A 17237-nucleotide genomic window follows, 5' to 3' on the forward strand; every position below is an offset into this window, starting at 1 on the left:
GCGCCGCCCGGCCGGTGAATCAATCGGCGGTGATGCGACCGAACACGGAGAATGTCGAGATGAGCCGATGGAGCTTCGCCGCGCGTCTGTTCGCGGTGGCGGCGACGGCGCTGCTGCTCATGATGGCCTGGCAGACCTTTCCGCTGATCCAGGCCGAGCTGCTCGGGATGCGCGCCAAGCCCCGCGAGATCACGCCGCGCGGCGATCTCGCCGCCGACGAGAAGAGCACGATCGCGCTGTTCGAGAGCCGCAGCGGCTCGGTCGTCTTCATCACGACCGTTCAACAATCGGTCAACCCGTGGACCGGCAATTCGCAGCAGGAGCGCTCCGGCACCGGCTCGGGCTTCGTGTGGGACGACCTCGGCCACGTCGTCACCAACTATCACGTCATCGAAGGCGCCACCGAGGCGCTGGTCAGCCTGACCGACGGACGCTCGTTCCGCGCCGCGCTGGTCGGCGCCAGTCCGGAGAACGATCTGGCGGTGCTCGTGATCGGCGTCGGCGTCGACCGGCCGAAGCCGCTGCCGCTCGGCACCAGCGCCGACCTCAAGGTCGGGCAGAAGGTGTTCGCGATCGGCAATCCGTTCGGTCTCAGCAGCACGCTCACCACCGGCATCGTCTCGGCGCTCAACCGCAACCTTCAGGTCACGCAGGACCGCACCCTGAACGGACTGATCCAGACCGATGCCGCGATCAACCCCGGCAATTCCGGCGGGCCGCTGCTCGACAGCGCAGGACGGCTGATCGGCGTCAACACCGCGATCTACAGCCCGTCGGGCGCCTCGGCCGGTATCGGCTTCGCCGTGCCCGTCGACAGGGTCAACCGGGTCGTGCCGCGTCTGATCGCAAGCGGCCGCTATGTCAGCCCGAGCCTCGGCATCCGCACCGATCCCAAGGCCAACGAGGCGCTGTCGGCGCGGCTCGGCATGTCCGGCGTGTTCGTGCTCGATGTCGAGCAGGATTCCGCGGCCGACAAGGCCGGGCTGGTCCCGGCGCGGCTGACCCGCGACGGCGGCTTCGCGCTCGGCGACGTCGTACTGGCGATCGACGGGCAGGCGGTGGATTCGCCCGAGGCCATGACGCGCGCGCTGGAGAACAAGGCTCCGGGCGATCCGGTGGTGCTGCGCGTGCTTCGCGGCGGCAAGACGGTCGAGGTCCGGGTGACGCTAGATGTGGCGCGGTGAGTGAGTGGGCCACACTCTATCGAAGAGACGGCCGTAGCCCGCATGAGCGAAGCGACATGCGGGAACAGTGTCCCCGGGTATCGCTGCGCTCACCCGGGCTACGGCATCGCGTTTGATCGAAACAGGAGTGTCTCGCTTTCGCGGGGCACTCCGGTGATCGCATGGAAGTACTGGCGATCGACTGACTACTTCGCCGCGGCCTTCTGCTTCGGCGCCTCGTCATCCAGCCCCACGGTGCGGCCGGGGAAGCCGGCGACGTCGAAATAGCGCTGGGTGCCGACGCGCTGCAGCTTCAGCACGGTGCGCAGGCCGCCGGCGGCCGGATCGGACTTGACGACGTCCGACACAGCCTTGGGCGTCGCGCCGTTCGGCATCGCTTCGGTCATGACGCGGCCGATCAGTCTGCCCTTCGGAGCGACCTTGAGGTCGAGCAGCCTGGCGGCGGTGGCGCCGACATCGGCGTTGCTGACGGGCAGCGGATCGACGAAGTCCGCCTTGAAGTCCGGACCGATGGCCGCCATGAAGTTGTAGGTATCGCCGCGGCCGAACGAGCCGTGCATGCCCTGGCCCTGGCGCAGCACGGTGTCGGCGACCTCGACCTGGCAGTTGGACGGCTGGTCGCAACCCGGCGCGACATAGGTGCGGAAGTTGACCACGATCGCCGGATGCGGCGTCACCGCCTTGCCCTGCAGGTTGATCTGCGACAGCGGCAAGGTGCCCGGGATCTCGCCGAGCTTGTCGTCGACGAAGATGCCGGAGACGTAGTCCTGCGCCAGCAGCGCCTTGACGGTGCGGCGGGCGAGCTTCCTGTCGTTGTTGGGCAAATAGATCAAGTCGGAGCCGCCATTGGTGGCGACGACGAGATCGGGCTTGGCCGGGTCCTTGCCGAGCACGCCATTGCCGGCCTTGGGGTGCTTGCCTTCGGGCACCGCCGCGTTCTTGTCGTTCGGGTCGAACAGCGGCAGGTCGAGCGCCTTGGCGAGGTCGAGCGCCAGAAAGCCCATCGGCAGGAAGTCCTTCGGCGTGTCGTCATAGCTGACCTTGGCGGAGGGACTCGTTTTGCTCTCCTTGGAGATGGTCGAGAAGCCGTGGTCAGCCTGGACCATGATGTTGGTCGAGGCCGCCAGGCCGAGATCATCGAGCGCCTTGCGCAGCGCGGCCAGATTGTCGTCGGCGTTCTTGATGCCGGCCATCGAGGTCGGGCCGTTGATGCCCGGCGTGATGGTGTTCAGGCTGTCGCCTTGATTGTGCTGGCTGCCGTCCGGGTCGCGCGACCAGAACACCAGCACGAACGGCTTGTTGCGGGCCTTGAACATCGGCAGCACCGCCTTGGTGGCGACGTCGACCATATAGGCCTGCTGGGCGACGTTGGCTGTGGTCGTGCCCGGCGTCTTGGCGTCGCCCGCCTTGCCGTTGTCGCCGCGTGACGGCGTCGCCAGCGCCAGGCCGGCCTTGGTCAGGGCGTCCTTGATCTCGTCGGTGATCGGCACGCCGTTCTTGTTGCCGGTGGAGTCATCGATCACGATCGAGGAGCTCGCGCCCGGCTTGCAGGGGCAGCCGGTGTGGTCGAACAGATAGGTCGGGCCGAGCTTGCCGATCGCGGCGGTCGAATAGCCGGCCTTGCGGGCGAGCTTCAGGATCGTGTCCTCGTTGAGGTAGTCGCCGTTGAAATGCTCGTCGATGTCGCCGAGCACGGCGTCGTTCTCGATGAAGGGCACGATGGTGTCGCCGGCCGGCGCCGAGGTGTAGCCGGTGAAGATCGTGTTGGAGAACGTGCCGGTGTCGCCGAGGTAATGGCCGGTCGCCATGGCCGAGCCGTTGGCCATGGTGAAGGTCGGAAACAGCGAGTGCGAGTTCTTGAAGTTGACGCCCTTGTCGCGGACGGCGGCCATGGCCGGCGCCGTCTCCGGCGTCACCTTCAGCGCGCGCAGGCCGTCGGGAATGAACAGGATCAGGTTATGGGGCGTGGCGTTCTGCGCAAATGCGGCACTGGACGACAGCAGGGTCAGTCCGGCGCACAGCAGCACGAGCGGGCGGCGCATTGAAAACTCCTGAAAAGCAATCGGCGGAATCGCGGCGTCTCGCCGCAGGGAAGAGCTTTAGTTTTGCCGGGTGACAGTTTTGTTACAAGGGGCTCGTGCCCGATCGGCACCGCTCCGGACAGGATTTTCGTCGAGCGGTAGTCCGCGGCAGGAACCAGGGTGTGGCTTCCCGGTTGTCGGCTCACACAATTCAGGGAGCACACCATGCCTGCCGACAAAGACCTCAACGAGCTCTTCCTCGATACCCTCAAGGACATCTACTACGCCGAGAAGCAGATCCTGAAGACGCTGCCGAAAATGGCCAAGGCGGCGCAGTCGGAGAAGCTGGCGGCGGCGTTCGAGAAGCACCAGGAGGAGACCGAAGGCCAGATCGAGCGGCTCGAGCAGATTTTCGAGCTGATCGGCAAGCCCGCCCGCGGCAAGAAGTGCGATGCGATCGAGGGCATCATCGACGAGGGCAAGGAGATCATGGACGAGTACAAGGGGACGCAGGCGCTCGACGCCGGCCTTCTTGCTGCAGCGCAGGCGGTCGAGCACTACGAGATGTCGCGCTACGGCACCCTGAAGGCCTGGGCGCTCAAGCTCAACCTGCCGAAGGCCGCCAAGCTGCTCGACCAGACGCTGAACGAAGAGCGGAAGACCGACGAGACGCTGACCAAGATCGCTGAGACCGCGGTCAACTACGAGGCGGCCGCCTAAGCCTCGGTCGTCTTTACCACATGGCCGCCGCCAGCGCTGCGATCAGCGCGGGCGGCGTTACCACGAGTCCGATCTTCAGGAATTGCCAGGCCGTCACCTCGATCTTCTCACGCCGCAATGCCGTCAGCCACAGGATGGTGGCAAGCGAGCCCGTGACCGAGATGTTCGGGCCGAGATCGACCCCGATCAGGATGGCCCGGATGACCTCATGCGGCAGGTGATCGCTGGTGGCGACGGAGCCTGCGACGAGGCCGACCGGGAGGTTGTTGGCGATGTTGTCGGCGACCGCGGTGATCAGGCCCGCGGCCCACGCTGTGCCGTGCGGCGACGACGTCACGCCCTGGTGCAGCCAGGCGCTGAGCTGGCCGATCGCGCCGGCGCGGCTCAGACCTTCCACCATCACGAACAGGCCGCCGACCAGCGGCAGCACGCCCCATGAGATGCCGCGAATTACGGGCCATGGCGATTGCCGGCCGATGAGCAGGATCGCGGCCGCGGTGACCACGCCGCAGACGAACGTCGGCAGGCCGAGTTGAACGTCGAGCGCCGAGGCGGTCAGCAGCACGGCTGCGATGGCGCCGATCCCGAACGCGGCGAGCCGGCCTTCGCGGCTGAGATGCGGCTTCTCGACATCGGTGCGCAGCGTCTCCTCGCGCAACGCGCGGCGCTGGGTCAGCCACAGCGCGACGTAGGTCAGCGCGATCGCGGCCATCGAGGGCAGGGTGAACTGGCGCAGCCATTCGGTCAGATGCGGCATGCGTTCGCCAAACACGACGAGATTGGCCGGGTTGGAGATCGGCAGCACGAAGCTCGCGGCATTGGCGATGAAGGCGCAGACGTACAGATAGGGCAGCGGCGAGGCGCCGGCGGCGCGCGTCGCGGCATAGACCGCCGGCGTCAGCACGATCGCCGTGGCATCGTTGGAGAGCAGCACCGTGACCAGGGTGCCGACCGCATAGACCAGCAGGAACAGCAGCTGCGGCGAGCCGCGCGCATGCTCCACGGCATAGGCCGCGAGATAGTCGAACAGGCCCTCGCGGTGCGCCAGCTCGGCGATCAGCATCATGCCGATCAGGAACAGATAGACGTCGACGCCCTTGCGGATGCCGGTGAGCGCATCGGCTGGTGGCAGCAGGCCGAGCGCGACCAGCAGGATCGCGCCGGCGGCGGCCCACACGGCCTCGGGCAGCCGAAAGGGGCGGATGATGACGCCGGCGATGGCGGGAATGATGATGGCGTAGGCGAGCCAGGTATCGTGCAGGGACATGATCGGGGATCGATAGAGCAAATCATTCGGCGGGGATAGCGGGCGAGGGCGCCGCGTTCGGGTGGGCGGCCTCTGCTCCACCGGTCTCGGGGAGCAGCAGCCAGCACACGATCACGGCGAGGGCGGCAGCCGCGCCGAGCGCCAGGAATGCGGCGCTGTAGCCGCCATGGACCACGACCAGGCCGGCGAGCGCGGTCGACAGCGCTCCGCCAATGCTCTGCGCCGTGATGACCGCGCCCTGGGCGACGTTGAAGCGGCCGGTGCCGCGCATCAGGTCGGCGACGATGACCGGCATGATCGCGCCGAAGATGCCGGCGCCGACGCCGTCCAGCAACTGCACGCCGACCAGCCAGGCCTTGTCGTCGGACAGCGTATAGAGCACCGCGCGCAGCGGCAGGATCAGCAGCGCCGCCAGGAAGAAGCGCTTGTGACCCCAGCGGTCGGCGCGGGCGCCGACCAGGAGCGCCATCGGCACCATCACGAGCTGGGCGGCGGCGATGCAGGCCGACATCAGGCTGGTGCCGAGATTCTTGTCCTGCAGCGCCAGCTTCTGGCCGACCAGCGGCAGCATGGCGGCGTTGGCGAGGTGAAACAGCGCGACGCAGACCGCGAAGATCAGCAGCGGACGGCAGGTCAGGAGAATGTCCAGGCCCGACGGCTGCTCGCCTTGGCCCGCTCGGTTGCCCTCCGCCTGATGCGCCAGCCCGCGCGCGACGTCATGGTCGATGGCGCGCTCGGGGATGGCGAGCACGCTGATGAGGCTGCCGGCCGACGTGACCGCCATCAGGTAGAACACCGCCGATGGTCCGAGCGCATAGGCGGCGGCCCCGGCGATCACGGCGCCGACGGCATTGCCGGCATGGTTGAAGGTCTCGTTGCGGCCGACGCGCGCCGTGAAGGCCTTGGCGCCGACGATCCCGAGCGACACAGCCGCGATCGCCGGGGCGAAGATCACGCCGGCGGCATTGGCGATGCTCTGCGAGATCGCGACCGGCCAGAAGCTCGTCATCAGCGGCAGCAGCAGGGACGCCGCCGTGACGATGATCGCGGCAACGATCATGACCAGCCGTTTCGCCCTGGTCGCGTCGACCAGCGCGCCGGCCGGCGTCTGCGCGGCGATGCCGGCGATCGTCGCCAGCGACATCACCACGCCGATCGAGGCCTCGTCCCATTTCTGCTCGGTCAGGAGATAGATCGCAAGATAGGGCCCGAGGCCATCGCGCACGTCGGCCAGGAAGAAATTGGCGGCGTCGAGCGCGCGGCGCGCCCGGCGCGTGGTAGTCTCATCCTGTGACATGCTCTCAGGCCTCGGTCCCTCGTTGCGTCAGTGCAGGCGATCACGCATGCGCGTGATCGTGCTTGGGCCCAAGCTTGTGCTTCGGTCCGTTCTTGGGACCATGCTCAGGGTCCTTCTTGGGGCCATGCTTGAGCGGCTTGAGGCTCTTCAGGTCCGGGCCCGCCTCGCGGGCGTGGATGACCCGGCCGAAGCGCGTGTCGATGCCGTCGCCACGAACCGCCAGCGTCGCTTTCGGCGCGAGCAGCTCGGCAATCTCCTTGGCTTCCTTCGGCCCGATGCGCACGACGGTGCCGTCGGTCAGCAGCGCGCCGCGCAGCTCGCCCTTGGGGCCGAACAGCGACAGCCGCACCTTGCCTTCGACGTCCATCCGGTGATGGTCGTGCTTGGGGTGCTCGCGCTCCTCGTCCGGGCCGTGGTCGATGATGTGCCGGCCATCTTCAGCCGACACGGCGACCGCCGCGAGCAGTTGCGCCCCGCGCGGCTTGACGCCCCGCGCGCCGACCGTATCGCCCGCCTTGATGTGGTGCGTCAGCTCCGCCGCCATATGCGGCGGAGTATGGACGAGGATGTCCTTGTCGCCTGCCCGCATGACGAAGCCGTCGACCTCGCCATGCGGATTGAGCACGAAGCGTTCGAGCACGCCGTTCACGAGCGGCAGGCTTTCGGGATCGATCCAATGCATGTTCGTCTCCTGTGGTGCGTTCGTTCGTGATCGAAAGGAAAGAGATCAGCCGCGCGGCGGAGGCGGCGGCGGGCCGAGCCGGTCGGGGCCGCCCCTCGGGCCGCGTGGCGGGCGCGGACCGTCGATTTCCGTCATCTGATCCGGCGAGGTGCCGATGGCCTTGACGTCGACGAGCTTGCCGAGGGCGGTCTCGAGCAGGTCGCCGCGCACCGAGATCGTCTGTCCGGGATGCAGCCAGTCGGCCAGCCGTTCGGCTTCGGGCGGCGGCAGGCGGAGCGACGTGCCGTCATCGAGCACCGCGCCGTTGACCTCGCCGCGCTTGCCGTGCAGCACCGTGGCGATCCGTCCGCTGACCGTCTGGTCGGCGCCGTGCCGGCCGGGGCGGTCGGGCGGACCGTCGTCCACGACGGTCTTGCCGGTCGCGATGTTGGTGATCGAGGCCGCGTCGACCAGCGGCAGCGCGCGGGCGCGCAGGCCGCGGATCGAGACGCCGTCGCCCGGCCGGATCGTGAACACGACCTGAGCCGTCAGATGCGGCGGCAGCTGCACCTCGGTGCCGTCGTTGAGGATCAGTCCGTCGACATCGCCGCGCGGCGTCAGCGTGTATTGCTTGACGATCCCGCGTGTCTCCGGAAGCTGCGATGCATCCCACGTCGCATCCGGCGGGGACAGTGGTGCCTGGGCGCTGGCCGCAGTCATGCCGCAGCCCGCTGCGGCGAGCATCAGCGCGGCCATGATCGGCGTCATCTTTCGCGTCATCCTGGAACTCCTTTGGCAGGGGTGACGCAAGATGGTTCGCAACGGCCGTGCCAAGTGCCGGACGACGACAAATCAATGGGTTGCATGAAGGCTGGGGCGCTAGGCGTCGTCTTTCCCGACGGCGCGCGTCGGATTTCCTGACGCCTGCTCGTCACCCAGACCGTAGCGCTGCATCTTGGTGTAGAGCAGTTGCCGGTTGATCTTGAGCTGTCGCGCCGCTTCGGTGCGGTTGCCGCCGCACGCCGCCAGCGCGCGGCGGATCAGGCGCTCTTCCAGCCGCGCCACCGCCGCCGGCAGGTCCGTCGAAGTCTCCGTCTCCTCGTCATGCGGCGCGTCGGTGATGTCGAGATCGTCGGCGTCGATCAGGGCTCCTTGCGTCAGCACGCAGGCGCGTTCGATCACGTTGCGCAACTCGCGGACATTGCCGGGCCAGGGCGCATGAGCGAGCTTGTCGATGGCCGCGTCGGTCAGTTGCGGGCGCGGCCGTCCCTCCGACGCCAGCGCCAGGAAATGGCCGGCCAGCGGCAGGATGTCCTGGGCGCGCTCGCGCAGCGGCGGCAGCTCGATCGGGATCACGTTGAGGCGGTAGTACAGATCCTCGCGGAAGGCGCCGCTCGCGACCAGCCTGGCGAGATCGCGATGCGTGGCCGCGACGACGCGGGCCGACACCTTGACCGGCTTGCCGCCGACCGGCGTGATGACGCGCTCCTGCAGGGCGCGGAGGATCTTGGCCTGCATCGACGGCGGCATGTCGCCGATCTCGTCGAGGAAGAGGGTGCCCGACCCGGCATCGCGGAAGGCGCCGGCGCGGTCGGAGCTGGCGCCGGTGAACGATCCTTTGACGTGGCCGAACAATTCGCTCTCGAGCAGATCGCGTGGGATTGCGGCACAGTTGACGGCAATGAAGGGAGACGCGCTGCGCCGGCTGTGGACATGAAGCGCGCGCGCGACCAGCTCCTTGCCGGTGCCGGTCTCGCCGCGGATCAGCACCGTCGCGTCGGCATCGGCGGCGCGGCCGATCGTCTTCTGCACCCGGCGCATCGCCTCGCTGGTGCCGATCAGTCCGCTGTCGTCGGCGGAGGCCGTGTCCTGCTGCTGAGACCGGCGCGGCGGCAGCCGCGCGATCAGCTCGCGCAGCGCGTCGCGGCCGATCGGCTTCACCAGATGATCGAACGCGCCGAGCCGCATCGCCTCGATCGTGTTCTCAGGGCTGGCATAGGCGGTCAGCACGATCACCGGAGGCGCATCGCCGTCGGCGCGGATGCGGCGCAAGGTCTCGATGCCGTCGAGCCCCGGCATGCGCAGGTCGAGCAGCACGGCATCGGTCGCGGGAGACACCATGCCGGTCGCTTCGCGGCCGGAGGCCGCCGTGATCGCCTCGTGGCCGAGATCGGTCAGCGTCTCCGCCAGCCCGTCGCGTAGCGCCGCATCGTCGTCGACGATCAGGATGGTTGCCATGGCAGGGAGATCTCGAAGCTGGTGCCGGTGCTGACAGGGGCGAGTTGCGCATCGCCATGATGGGCGCGCGCGATCTCGCGCACGATGGCAAGTCCAAGCCCGGTGCCGTCGGCGCGGGTGCTGACGAACGGCTCGAACAGGCGATCCCTGATGCCGGGGGCGATGCCCGGGCCGCTGTCGGTGACGCGAAACAGCAGGCGTCCATCGGCGATCTCGGCTGCGACGACGATCTCGCCGTCCTCGGGCGTGTTCTGGATCGCATTGAGGATCAGATTGTCGAGCGCGCGCTGCAGCTGCGCGGGATCGAAGCAGCACCGCGCGGAGGAGGGCGCGACGGCGCGGAGCGACTGGCCGTGGCGCGCGGCAACATCGCGGTGCGCTTCGATCGTGGCCTGCAGGAAGTCGTCGAGCTCGACGGGACGGGTCTTCGGCTGGCTCGCCTGGGTCATCGCCAGGAGATCGCGCAGCAGCGCGTCGAGCCGCGCCACCTGCTGCAGGATCGCTTCGAGCGCGCCGGCCTTGCGCGCAGGGTCGGGAGAGGCGAGCGCGTTCTCCGCCTTCAGGCGCATCGCCGCGATCGGATTGCGGATCTCGTGGGCGAGCGTGGCCGACAGCCGGCCGACGGCTGCGAGGCGCTCGGCGGCGGTTGCGCGCATGCGCTCCGCCGAGAGGCGATGGCCGGCATCGTTGACGGCGTCGACGAGGCGGTCGAGCTCGCGGGCGCCGGTGTGCGGCAGTTGCGGCAGGTCGGCATTGTCCGTCGGCTCGCCCAGCGCCGTCTCGATCATGGCGATGCGGCGTGACCACGACACCAGGATCCAGGCCAGCCAGATCGCCGAGCCGAGCAGCGTCGCCGCCAGCACGATCAGCCCGATCAGCAGATGCGTGTAGGCCGGACCTTCGGCCGCGGCGGCGCGGGTCATGGTCCAGGCGGTGACGTTCTGGAGCGGACCGCGCAACGGGCAGGCATGAACGATCAGGGTCTGCGACCGTCCGGCATTCTTTGTCGTGAAGGGGCGGCCGCTGCGCTGCGCGTCGCTGTTGATCTGCTTGATCACGCTGAGTTCGGCTGCCGGCAGGTCGGTCTTGGGTCCGGTGCCTTCGTAGGTCGGATAGGCGTAGGCCAGCGACCCGGTCTCCGTCTGCCAGATGCCGCCTTCGACGCCGGGCGTCGCGGCCAAGGCGGACTGCACCAGCGGGATGAGGTCCTGCTTCAGGCTGTCGTCGACCGGCGCGCCGCGCCAGCCCGAGACGAAGAACTGATAGCGGTCGGCGATGTCGCGGCAGCCGCGCGTGACCAGGTCCTGCGCGCGCGCCACGCGGGCGTCGTTCGACTGCTGGAACGACTCGACAAGAAGATACGCCGTCGCCGCGCCGGAAACTGCCAGCATGAGCCAGAGCGCCGACAGCCGCGAGCGAAGGGAGCGCATCAAATGGTCCGCAATGACATCGGATGACCGAGTGCGGCGCGACGCGCGGACGCGGTTCACGGCACCTCATTGCGGAACAGAACGTCCGATCGGCAATGTTGGTTCCCGATGCCGGCTCAGCGCGGCAGCGGCGCCTTCTCGGCCATCGCCTTGCGCAGGATGCGCGACAGCGATTCCACCGAATAGGGCTTCTTGATCAGCTCGAAGCCGTGATGGGCATTTTCCGCCAGCACGTGGCTGTAGCCGGATGTCAGCACCACCGGCAGGCCGGGATAGCGGTCGCGGATGATGCCGGCAAGCTCGAGGCCGTTGATGCCGGGCATGATGACGTCGGAGAACACGAGATCGACGGCGAACTCATCGTTCGCCAGGATCGCCAGCGCATCGGCGCCGTTGGCGACGCGGCGGGTGACGTAGCCGAGGTCTTCAAGCAGCTCGGTCGAGAACTGCCCCACCTCGTCATTGTCCTCGACCACGAGCACGCGGTAGCCGCGCCCGATGGTCGCCGGCTCGATGCGCGCGGCGCCCGCTTCCGTGCCGGATTCCGTTGCCGTGGCTTGTGGCAGATAGATCGTGAAGGTCGCGCCGTGGCCGATGCGGCTGTCGACCGCGATGTCGCCTTCGGACTGCTTGGCGAAGCCGAACGCCTGGCTAAGGCCGAGACCCGTGCCCTTGCCGACCTCCTTGGTGGTGAAGAACGGTTCGAAGATCGCGTTGAGATGTTGAGGCGCGATGCCGCCGCCGGTGTCGGTGACCGAGATCGCGATGAAGGCCCCGGGGCGGGGGCCCTGGCCCCGCAAGGCCGGAATGCTCTCGGTTCGCTGCACGCCGATCTGCAGATGACCTTCACCGTTCATGGCGTCGCGCGCATTGACGGCGAGATTGATCAGCGCGGTCTGGAATTGCGCGACGTCGGCGAGGGTGAACAGCCCGCTGTCCGTGACCGCGAGCTCGATCTGGATGCGGCTGCCGACGAGAGGACGGATCAGTTGCACGACGTTCTCGACCTGCTCGCCAACATTGAACACCTGCGGCGTCAAGGGTTGCCGCCGGGCGAAGGCCAGGAGCTGTGCGGTCAGCTTCGAGGCGCGCTCCACCGTCTCCGAGATCGCGTCGACATAGCGCCGGCGCCGCTCCTCGGGAAGATCGCGGCGGCGCAGGAAGTCTGTGGCCGAGCGGATGATCGTGAGCAGGTTGTTGAAGTCGTGGGCGACGCCGCCGGTGAGCTGGCCGACCGCCTCCATCTTCTGCGACTGCCGCAGCAGCTCCTCGCCCTGGATGCGCTCGGTGACGTCGACGGCCTCGGCGACCGCGCCGGTGACCACGTCATGCTGGTCGAACAGCGGCCGCATTGACAGCTCGAAATGTCGCTGGCCGCTGGCGAAGTCGAGCCGCATCTCGGTCCGGAAGCTTTCGCCGGCGAGAACGCGGGCGAACGCCTTGCGCAGCATCTCGGTCACGCCCGGCGTATGGGTGAACCAGGGCGCATCCCAGAGCGGCTGGCCGATGACGTTCACTTCACCGGCGCGCATGCCGGCGACCGCGATGCGGTTGGCATGCATCACGCGGCCCTCGACGTCGAGGATGGCCTGATACTGATTGCTGGTGTCGAAGATCGCGCGCATGCGCGCTTCATTGGCCTCGAGTTGGGCGGTGCGCTCCCTGATACGCTCTTCGAGGGTCTCGTTGACGCGGCGCAGCTCGATCTCGGCCTGCTTGGCGGCCGTGACGTCGTGAGCGACGCCGATGAACCCGACATGTTTGCCGTTCGCATCCCAGCGCGGCTGCGATTCCGAGCGCAGCCAGCGCCATTCCCCGTCGGCGCGCCGGTAGCGCGCCTCGAGGAAGAACGGCTTCAGCGAGCACTCTCCCGACTGCTGCTGCGCGAGGATGCGCGGAAGGTCCTCGGGATGCAGCACCTTGCGCCAGTCGAAGGCCAGCGCCTCGTCAGGGGGCAGGCCGAGGAAATCGATATAGGCGCGATTGACGAAGGAGCGGGTGCGGTCGAGCTTCGTCACCCAGATCGGCACCGGCGCGCTGTCGGCGATCAGCCGGAAGCGTTCCTCGCTCTCGCGCAGCTTGGCCTGCGCCAGCATCTGGTCGGTGACATCGATATGCGCGCCGACCAGACGGATCGCACGGCCGTTCCAGTCACGCTCGATGCGCGCGATGACGCGGACCCAGCGGATCTCACCGTCGCTGGGACGGATGATGCGGTATTCGGTGGTGTAGTCCTCCTGATCGCTCTTCACCGCGGCGATGAAGTCCCGCTCGGCCTTGACGCGGTCGTCGGGATGGACGCGCCTGACCCAGTCTTCATGAGTCTCGTGGACGGCCTCCGGCGGCAGGCCGTGAATGATCAGGTATTCGGGGGAGCGGCGGTTGCGGTACCCCTCGCGCAAATCGACCTCGACGCCGCCGACCCGGGCGATGCGCTGAATGCGCGCGAGCTCCGCCTCGCGTTCCTGCAGCGCGCGATAGGCCTCATCCCGATCGCGGGCGATCTCCTCAATATGCTGGCGCAACGCGTCGGCGGCAGCCTCCGGCCTTACTTCGTCTCTGGGCGCATCCGCGCTGTTCATGCTGACCTGTACTGGTGTGGCGAGCAGTCGTCCGAGAATTCCACCGCGGGTGTTCGGAAGCGTGGCGACATTGGGTTCAAGGAAAGCAAACTGGGCAGAGATTAAGGCGGGCAAACGACCGCATGACGTGAACGTCGGGGCAGATAAAAAGTTCCGCGCTCCCGGAACGGACTGTTACTGTCGCGCGTCGTCAGGCCCTGAACTCCGCAACACGTAGGTCCATACCGTGAAGCTCTTCGTCTGTCAGGCCTGCAAGAACATCCTGTATTTCGAGAATCGCAGCTGCGGGCGCTGCGGCCATCAGCTCGCCTTCATGCCCGAGCGCCAGACGCTGTCGGCGATCGAGCCCGCGGAAGAGGGGTTCCGAACGCTGGCTGACGGCAGGGCCGGGCGCTTCTTCTGCGCCAATGCCGAGCACGACGCCTGCAATTGGCTGCTCGAGATCGGCGAGACAGCAGGCTTCTGCCGCGCCTGCCGGCATAACGGCACGATTCCCAATCTGTCTGATCCGGCGCAACTCGCGGGATGGCGAGAGCTGGAGGTGGCCAAGCACCGGCTGTTCTACTCGCTGATCCGCTGGAAACTCCCTGTGAAGACACGGATCGAGGATCCCGAGCACGGGCTGATCTTCAACTTCCTCGCCGACGACCCCACCGGCCAGCAGAAGGTCATGACCGGACACGATAACGGCCTCATCACCATCGCGCTGGCCGAGGCCGACGATTTCGAGCGCGAGCGGCGCCGGCTGGAAATGGGCGAGCCGTATCGCACCTTGCTCGGTCATTTCCGCCACGAGGTCGGGCACTATTTCTGGGACGTGCTGGTGCGCGATGCCGGAAGGCTCGACGAATGCCGGGCGGTGTTCGGCGACGATACCCAGGACTACGGCGAGGCACTGAAGCGGCACTACGATCAGGGGCCGCCGATGAACTGGCAGGACAATTTCGTCTCCGCCTACGCCACCACGCATCCGTGGGAGGATTTTGCCGAGACCTGGGCGCACTACCTCCACATCGTCGATACGCTGGAGATGGCCTCCGAGTTCGGTATCGAGATCGATCCGCCCGCCGACCAGATCGGCGGACTGACAGCGCGCGTCACCTTCGATCCGTATGTCGCGGAGGACTTCGACACCATCGTCAACGCCTGGCTGCCGTTCACCTTCGCCATGAACAGTGTCGCCCGGGCGATGGGCGCGCGCGATCTCTATCCCTTCATCCTGACGCCGCCGGTCATCGGCAAGCTGGGCTTCGTCCACCGCCTGGTGCGGCAAGGCGGCCGGGAGACGTCCGTCACCCTGGCGCCCGAAAAGCCGCAGGCCGAGTCGCAGCATCAAGAGATCGGGGCGGCGTGATCCGCCTTGACTCCCGAGAACATAAAGTGAACATGGCGGCGTGACCGGAGCGAGGACCGCCATCGCGCATGCAGCCCAGATCGCAATCCAACACCGATGCTCAAGCCGCGGACGCTGAATACCTCGCGCTGGAGGCCGCCGTGGACCAGGCCATTGCTGCCTGCGGCGGCGATCTGCGCGCGGCCATTCGGGCCCTGATTGTTGCGAACGATTTTCTCGAGACCGAGGTCGGTGAGCTCATGAAGGCGGTGTCCCACGCCTATGCCCGCGGACGTTTCCACAGCTATTCCGGGTAACGGCAATGCCCGCGGCTGGCATGCCTCGCCGGACGGCACGGTCGGAACGAGAGGCGGGTTGCGCGCGGGCGATTTTGGTATAGACGAACCGATCAAGCTCGCGGTGTGACGCCTGTGCCACGAGCGGGGAGCCCGCCCAAAGGTATCAAGCAAGAACATGTTCAAAACCATTCTGATTGCGAACCGCGGCGAGATCGCCTGCCGGGTCATCAAGACTGCCCGCCGCATGGGAATCCGAACCGTTGCGGTCTATTCGGAAGCCGACCGCGATGCGCTGCATGTCGAGATGGCAGATGATGCCGTGCTGATCGGCCCGCCCGCCGCCGCCGAGAGCTATCTCCTCATCGACCGCATCGTCGAGGCCTGCAAGAAGACCGGCGCCGAGGCGGTGCATCCGGGCTACGGCTTCCTGTCCGAGCGCGAGGCTTTCCCGCGGGCATTGGCCGAGGCCGGCATCGTCTTCATCGGCCCGAACCCAGGCGCGATCGCCGCGATGGGCGACAAGATCGAATCCAAGAAGGCGGCCGCCAAGGCCAAGGTCTCGACCGTGCCCGGCTTCCTCGGCGTCATCGAGGACGACAAACACGCGGTGCGCATCGCCGACGAGATCGGCTACCCCGTGATGATCAAGGCCTCCGCCGGCGGCGGCGGCAAGGGCATGCGCATCGCGCATTCGACCGCCGAGGTCGCCGAGGGCTTCAATCTCGCCAAGGCCGAGGCCAAGGCTTCGTTCGGCGACGACCGCGTCTTCATCGAGAAGTTCATCGTCGATCCGCGCCACATCGAGATCCAGGTGCTCGGCGACAAGCATGGCAACGTGATCTATCTCGGCGAGCGCGAATGCTCGATCCAGCGCCGCAACCAGAAGGTCATCGAGGAGGCGCCGTCGCCGCTGCTCGACGAGGAGACGCGGCGCAAGATGGGCGAGCAGGCCGTGGCGCTCGCCAAGGCGGTGAACTACGACTCAGCCGGCACCGTCGAGTTCGTCGCCGGCCAGGACAAGAGCTTCTACTTCCTCGAGATGAACACGCGCCTCCAGGTCGAGCATCCCGTGACCGAGCTCGTCACTGGCATCGATCTCGTCGAGCAGATGATCCGCGTCGCCGCCGGCGAGAAGCTTTCGCTTGCGCAGAAGGATGTGACGATGACCGGCTGGGCAGTGGAATCCCGCGTCTATGCGGAAGATCCGTTCCGCAGCTTCCTGCCGTCGATCGGCCGCCTCGTGAAGTATCGCCCGCCGGCGGAGAGCAAGGCTGACGGCATCACCGTGCGCAACGACACCGGCGTGCAGGAGGGCGGCGAGATCTCGATCTATTACGATCCGATGATCGCCAAGCTCGTCACCCATGCGGAGTCGCGGGCTGCCGCGATCGAGGCGCAGTCGACCGCGCTCGATGCGTTCTATGTCGACGGCATCCGCCACAACATCCCGTTCCTGTCGGCGCTGATGAACCATCCGCGCTGGCGCGAGGGCCGGCTGTCGACCGGGTTCATCGCCGAGGAGTTTCCCAAGGGCTTTGCCGCGCGTGCGCCGGAAGGCGAGATCGCGCGCCGGCTGGCGGCGGTGGGTGCTGCGATCGACCACGTGCTCGGCGAGCGCAAGCGGCAGATTTCGCAGCAGATGATCGGCCGGCCTGTGAAGCGACAGGGCCGCCGCGCGGTGTGGCTCGGGCGCGACGAGATCCTGCTCGACATCACCAGGGAGAACGGCGCGATCACGGTCCGCTTCGTCGGGGGCGACGGCAAGGTCGGCCCGGCGCATCAGCTGGTGTCGGATTGGAAACCGGGCGATGCGGTCTGGCACGGCACCATCGATGGCGCTGCCATCGCCGTGCAGACGCGCCTGATTGCGAACGGTGTGCGGCTCGCGCATCAGGGCGTCGAAGCACCGGTCTACGTCTACACGGAAACCGAGGCGACCGCGGCGCGGCTGATGCCGGTCGTCACCGCGGGTGATAGCGGCAAGAAGCTGCTGTGCCCGATGCCCGGCCTCGTGGTCTCGATCGCCGTGACCGAAGGGCAGGAGGTCAAGGCCGGCGAGACGCTGGCCGTGGTCGAAGCCATGAAGATGCAGAACGTGCTGCGCGCCGAGCAGGACGGCACGGTGAAGAAGATCCACGCGACCGCCGGCGCGACGCTCGCGGTGGACGCGCTGATCCTGGAGTTTGCGTAGTAAGTCTAACCGCC

13 protein-coding genes are annotated in these 17237 nt (G+C 67.5%); 5 read left to right on the top strand and 8 right to left on the bottom strand.

The annotated features are described in order from the left end of the window. Positions 1–59 precede the first annotated feature (59 nt). Positions 60–1184 (top strand): S1C family serine protease, encoded by a 1125-nt coding sequence (locus tag ACQR1D_RS12030; RefSeq protein ID WP_434894042.1) that lies wholly within the window; start codon positions 60–62, stop codon positions 1182–1184. A gap of 185 nt (positions 1185–1369) precedes the next feature. On the opposite strand, the gene ACQR1D_RS12035 is transcribed toward ACQR1D_RS12030, so the two are convergent. Then, positions 1370–3226: an alkaline phosphatase family protein gene (locus tag ACQR1D_RS12035; RefSeq protein WP_434894043.1), complete on the bottom strand. Its 1857-nt coding sequence runs from the start codon at positions 3224–3226 to the stop codon at positions 1370–1372. A 204-nt stretch (positions 3227–3430) separates the two neighbouring features. On the opposite strand from ACQR1D_RS12035, the gene ACQR1D_RS12040 reads away from it, so the two are divergent. Further along, positions 3431–3925 (top strand): ferritin-like domain-containing protein, encoded by a 495-nt coding sequence (locus ACQR1D_RS12040; protein WP_315776574.1) that lies wholly within the window; start codon positions 3431–3433, stop codon positions 3923–3925. A 13-nt stretch (positions 3926–3938) separates the two neighbouring features. On the opposite strand, the gene ACQR1D_RS12045 is transcribed toward ACQR1D_RS12040, so the two are convergent. The 7 genes from ACQR1D_RS12045 to ACQR1D_RS12075 form a co-directional block, all read right to left on the bottom strand. Beyond that, positions 3939–5192: an arsenic transporter gene (locus ACQR1D_RS12045; protein ID WP_434838319.1), complete on the bottom strand. Its 1254-nt coding sequence runs from the start codon at positions 5190–5192 to the stop codon at positions 3939–3941. Between the two features lie 22 nt (positions 5193–5214). Then, positions 5215–6489: an MFS transporter gene (locus tag ACQR1D_RS12050; protein WP_434838318.1), complete on the bottom strand. Its 1275-nt coding sequence runs from the start codon at positions 6487–6489 to the stop codon at positions 5215–5217. Positions 6490–6529: 40 nt separating this feature from the next. After that, positions 6530–7171, bottom strand: coding sequence for a hypothetical protein (locus ACQR1D_RS12055; protein WP_434838317.1), 642 nt, complete (start codon positions 7169–7171; stop codon positions 6530–6532). Positions 7172–7216: 45 nt separating this feature from the next. Then, entirely contained in the window at positions 7217–7918 is a 702-nt protein-coding gene (locus ACQR1D_RS12060; protein WP_315804965.1) for a hypothetical protein, read from the bottom strand. A gap of 111 nt (positions 7919–8029) precedes the next feature. Beyond that, positions 8030–9388, bottom strand: coding sequence for a sigma-54-dependent transcriptional regulator (locus ACQR1D_RS12065; RefSeq protein ID WP_434838316.1), 1359 nt, complete (start codon positions 9386–9388; stop codon positions 8030–8032). Next, the gene (locus ACQR1D_RS12070) at positions 9373–10818 is read right to left on the bottom strand and encodes a sensor histidine kinase (protein WP_434894044.1); all 1446 of its coding nucleotides are present in this window, start codon (positions 10816–10818) and stop codon (positions 9373–9375) included. The genes ACQR1D_RS12065 and ACQR1D_RS12070 overlap by 16 nt, the downstream gene beginning before the upstream one ends. Before the next feature lie 116 nt (positions 10819–10934). Continuing rightward, a complete protein-coding gene (locus ACQR1D_RS12075; RefSeq protein WP_434874566.1) occupies positions 10935–13400 on the bottom strand; it encodes a PAS domain-containing protein in 2466 nt (821 codons plus the stop codon). Positions 13401–13626: 226 nt separating this feature from the next. Here ACQR1D_RS12075 and ACQR1D_RS12080 point away from each other — a divergent pair, with 226 nt between their 5' ends. The 3 genes from ACQR1D_RS12080 to ACQR1D_RS12090 all read left to right on the top strand — a co-directional run bounded on the left by ACQR1D_RS12080 (position 13627) and on the right by ACQR1D_RS12090 (position 17223). After that, positions 13627–14754, top strand: a complete 1128-nt coding sequence (locus tag ACQR1D_RS12080; protein WP_434874565.1) for a zinc-binding metallopeptidase family protein — start codon at positions 13627–13629, stop codon at positions 14752–14754. Between the two features lie 68 nt (positions 14755–14822). After that, complete coding sequence (locus tag ACQR1D_RS12085) at positions 14823–15050, top strand: hypothetical protein (protein ID WP_316182147.1); 228 nt, start codon at positions 14823–14825, stop codon at positions 15048–15050. Between the two features lie 157 nt (positions 15051–15207). Next, positions 15208–17223 (top strand): acetyl/propionyl/methylcrotonyl-CoA carboxylase subunit alpha, encoded by a 2016-nt coding sequence (locus tag ACQR1D_RS12090; protein ID WP_315804916.1) that lies wholly within the window; start codon positions 15208–15210, stop codon positions 17221–17223. Positions 17224–17237: the final 14 nt, after the last annotated feature.

Origin of the sequence: Bradyrhizobium sp. HKCCYLRH2047 (genome assembly GCF_051168175.1) — a bacterium.
In the GTDB taxonomy this organism is placed as follows: domain Bacteria; phylum Pseudomonadota; class Alphaproteobacteria; order Rhizobiales; family Xanthobacteraceae; genus Bradyrhizobium.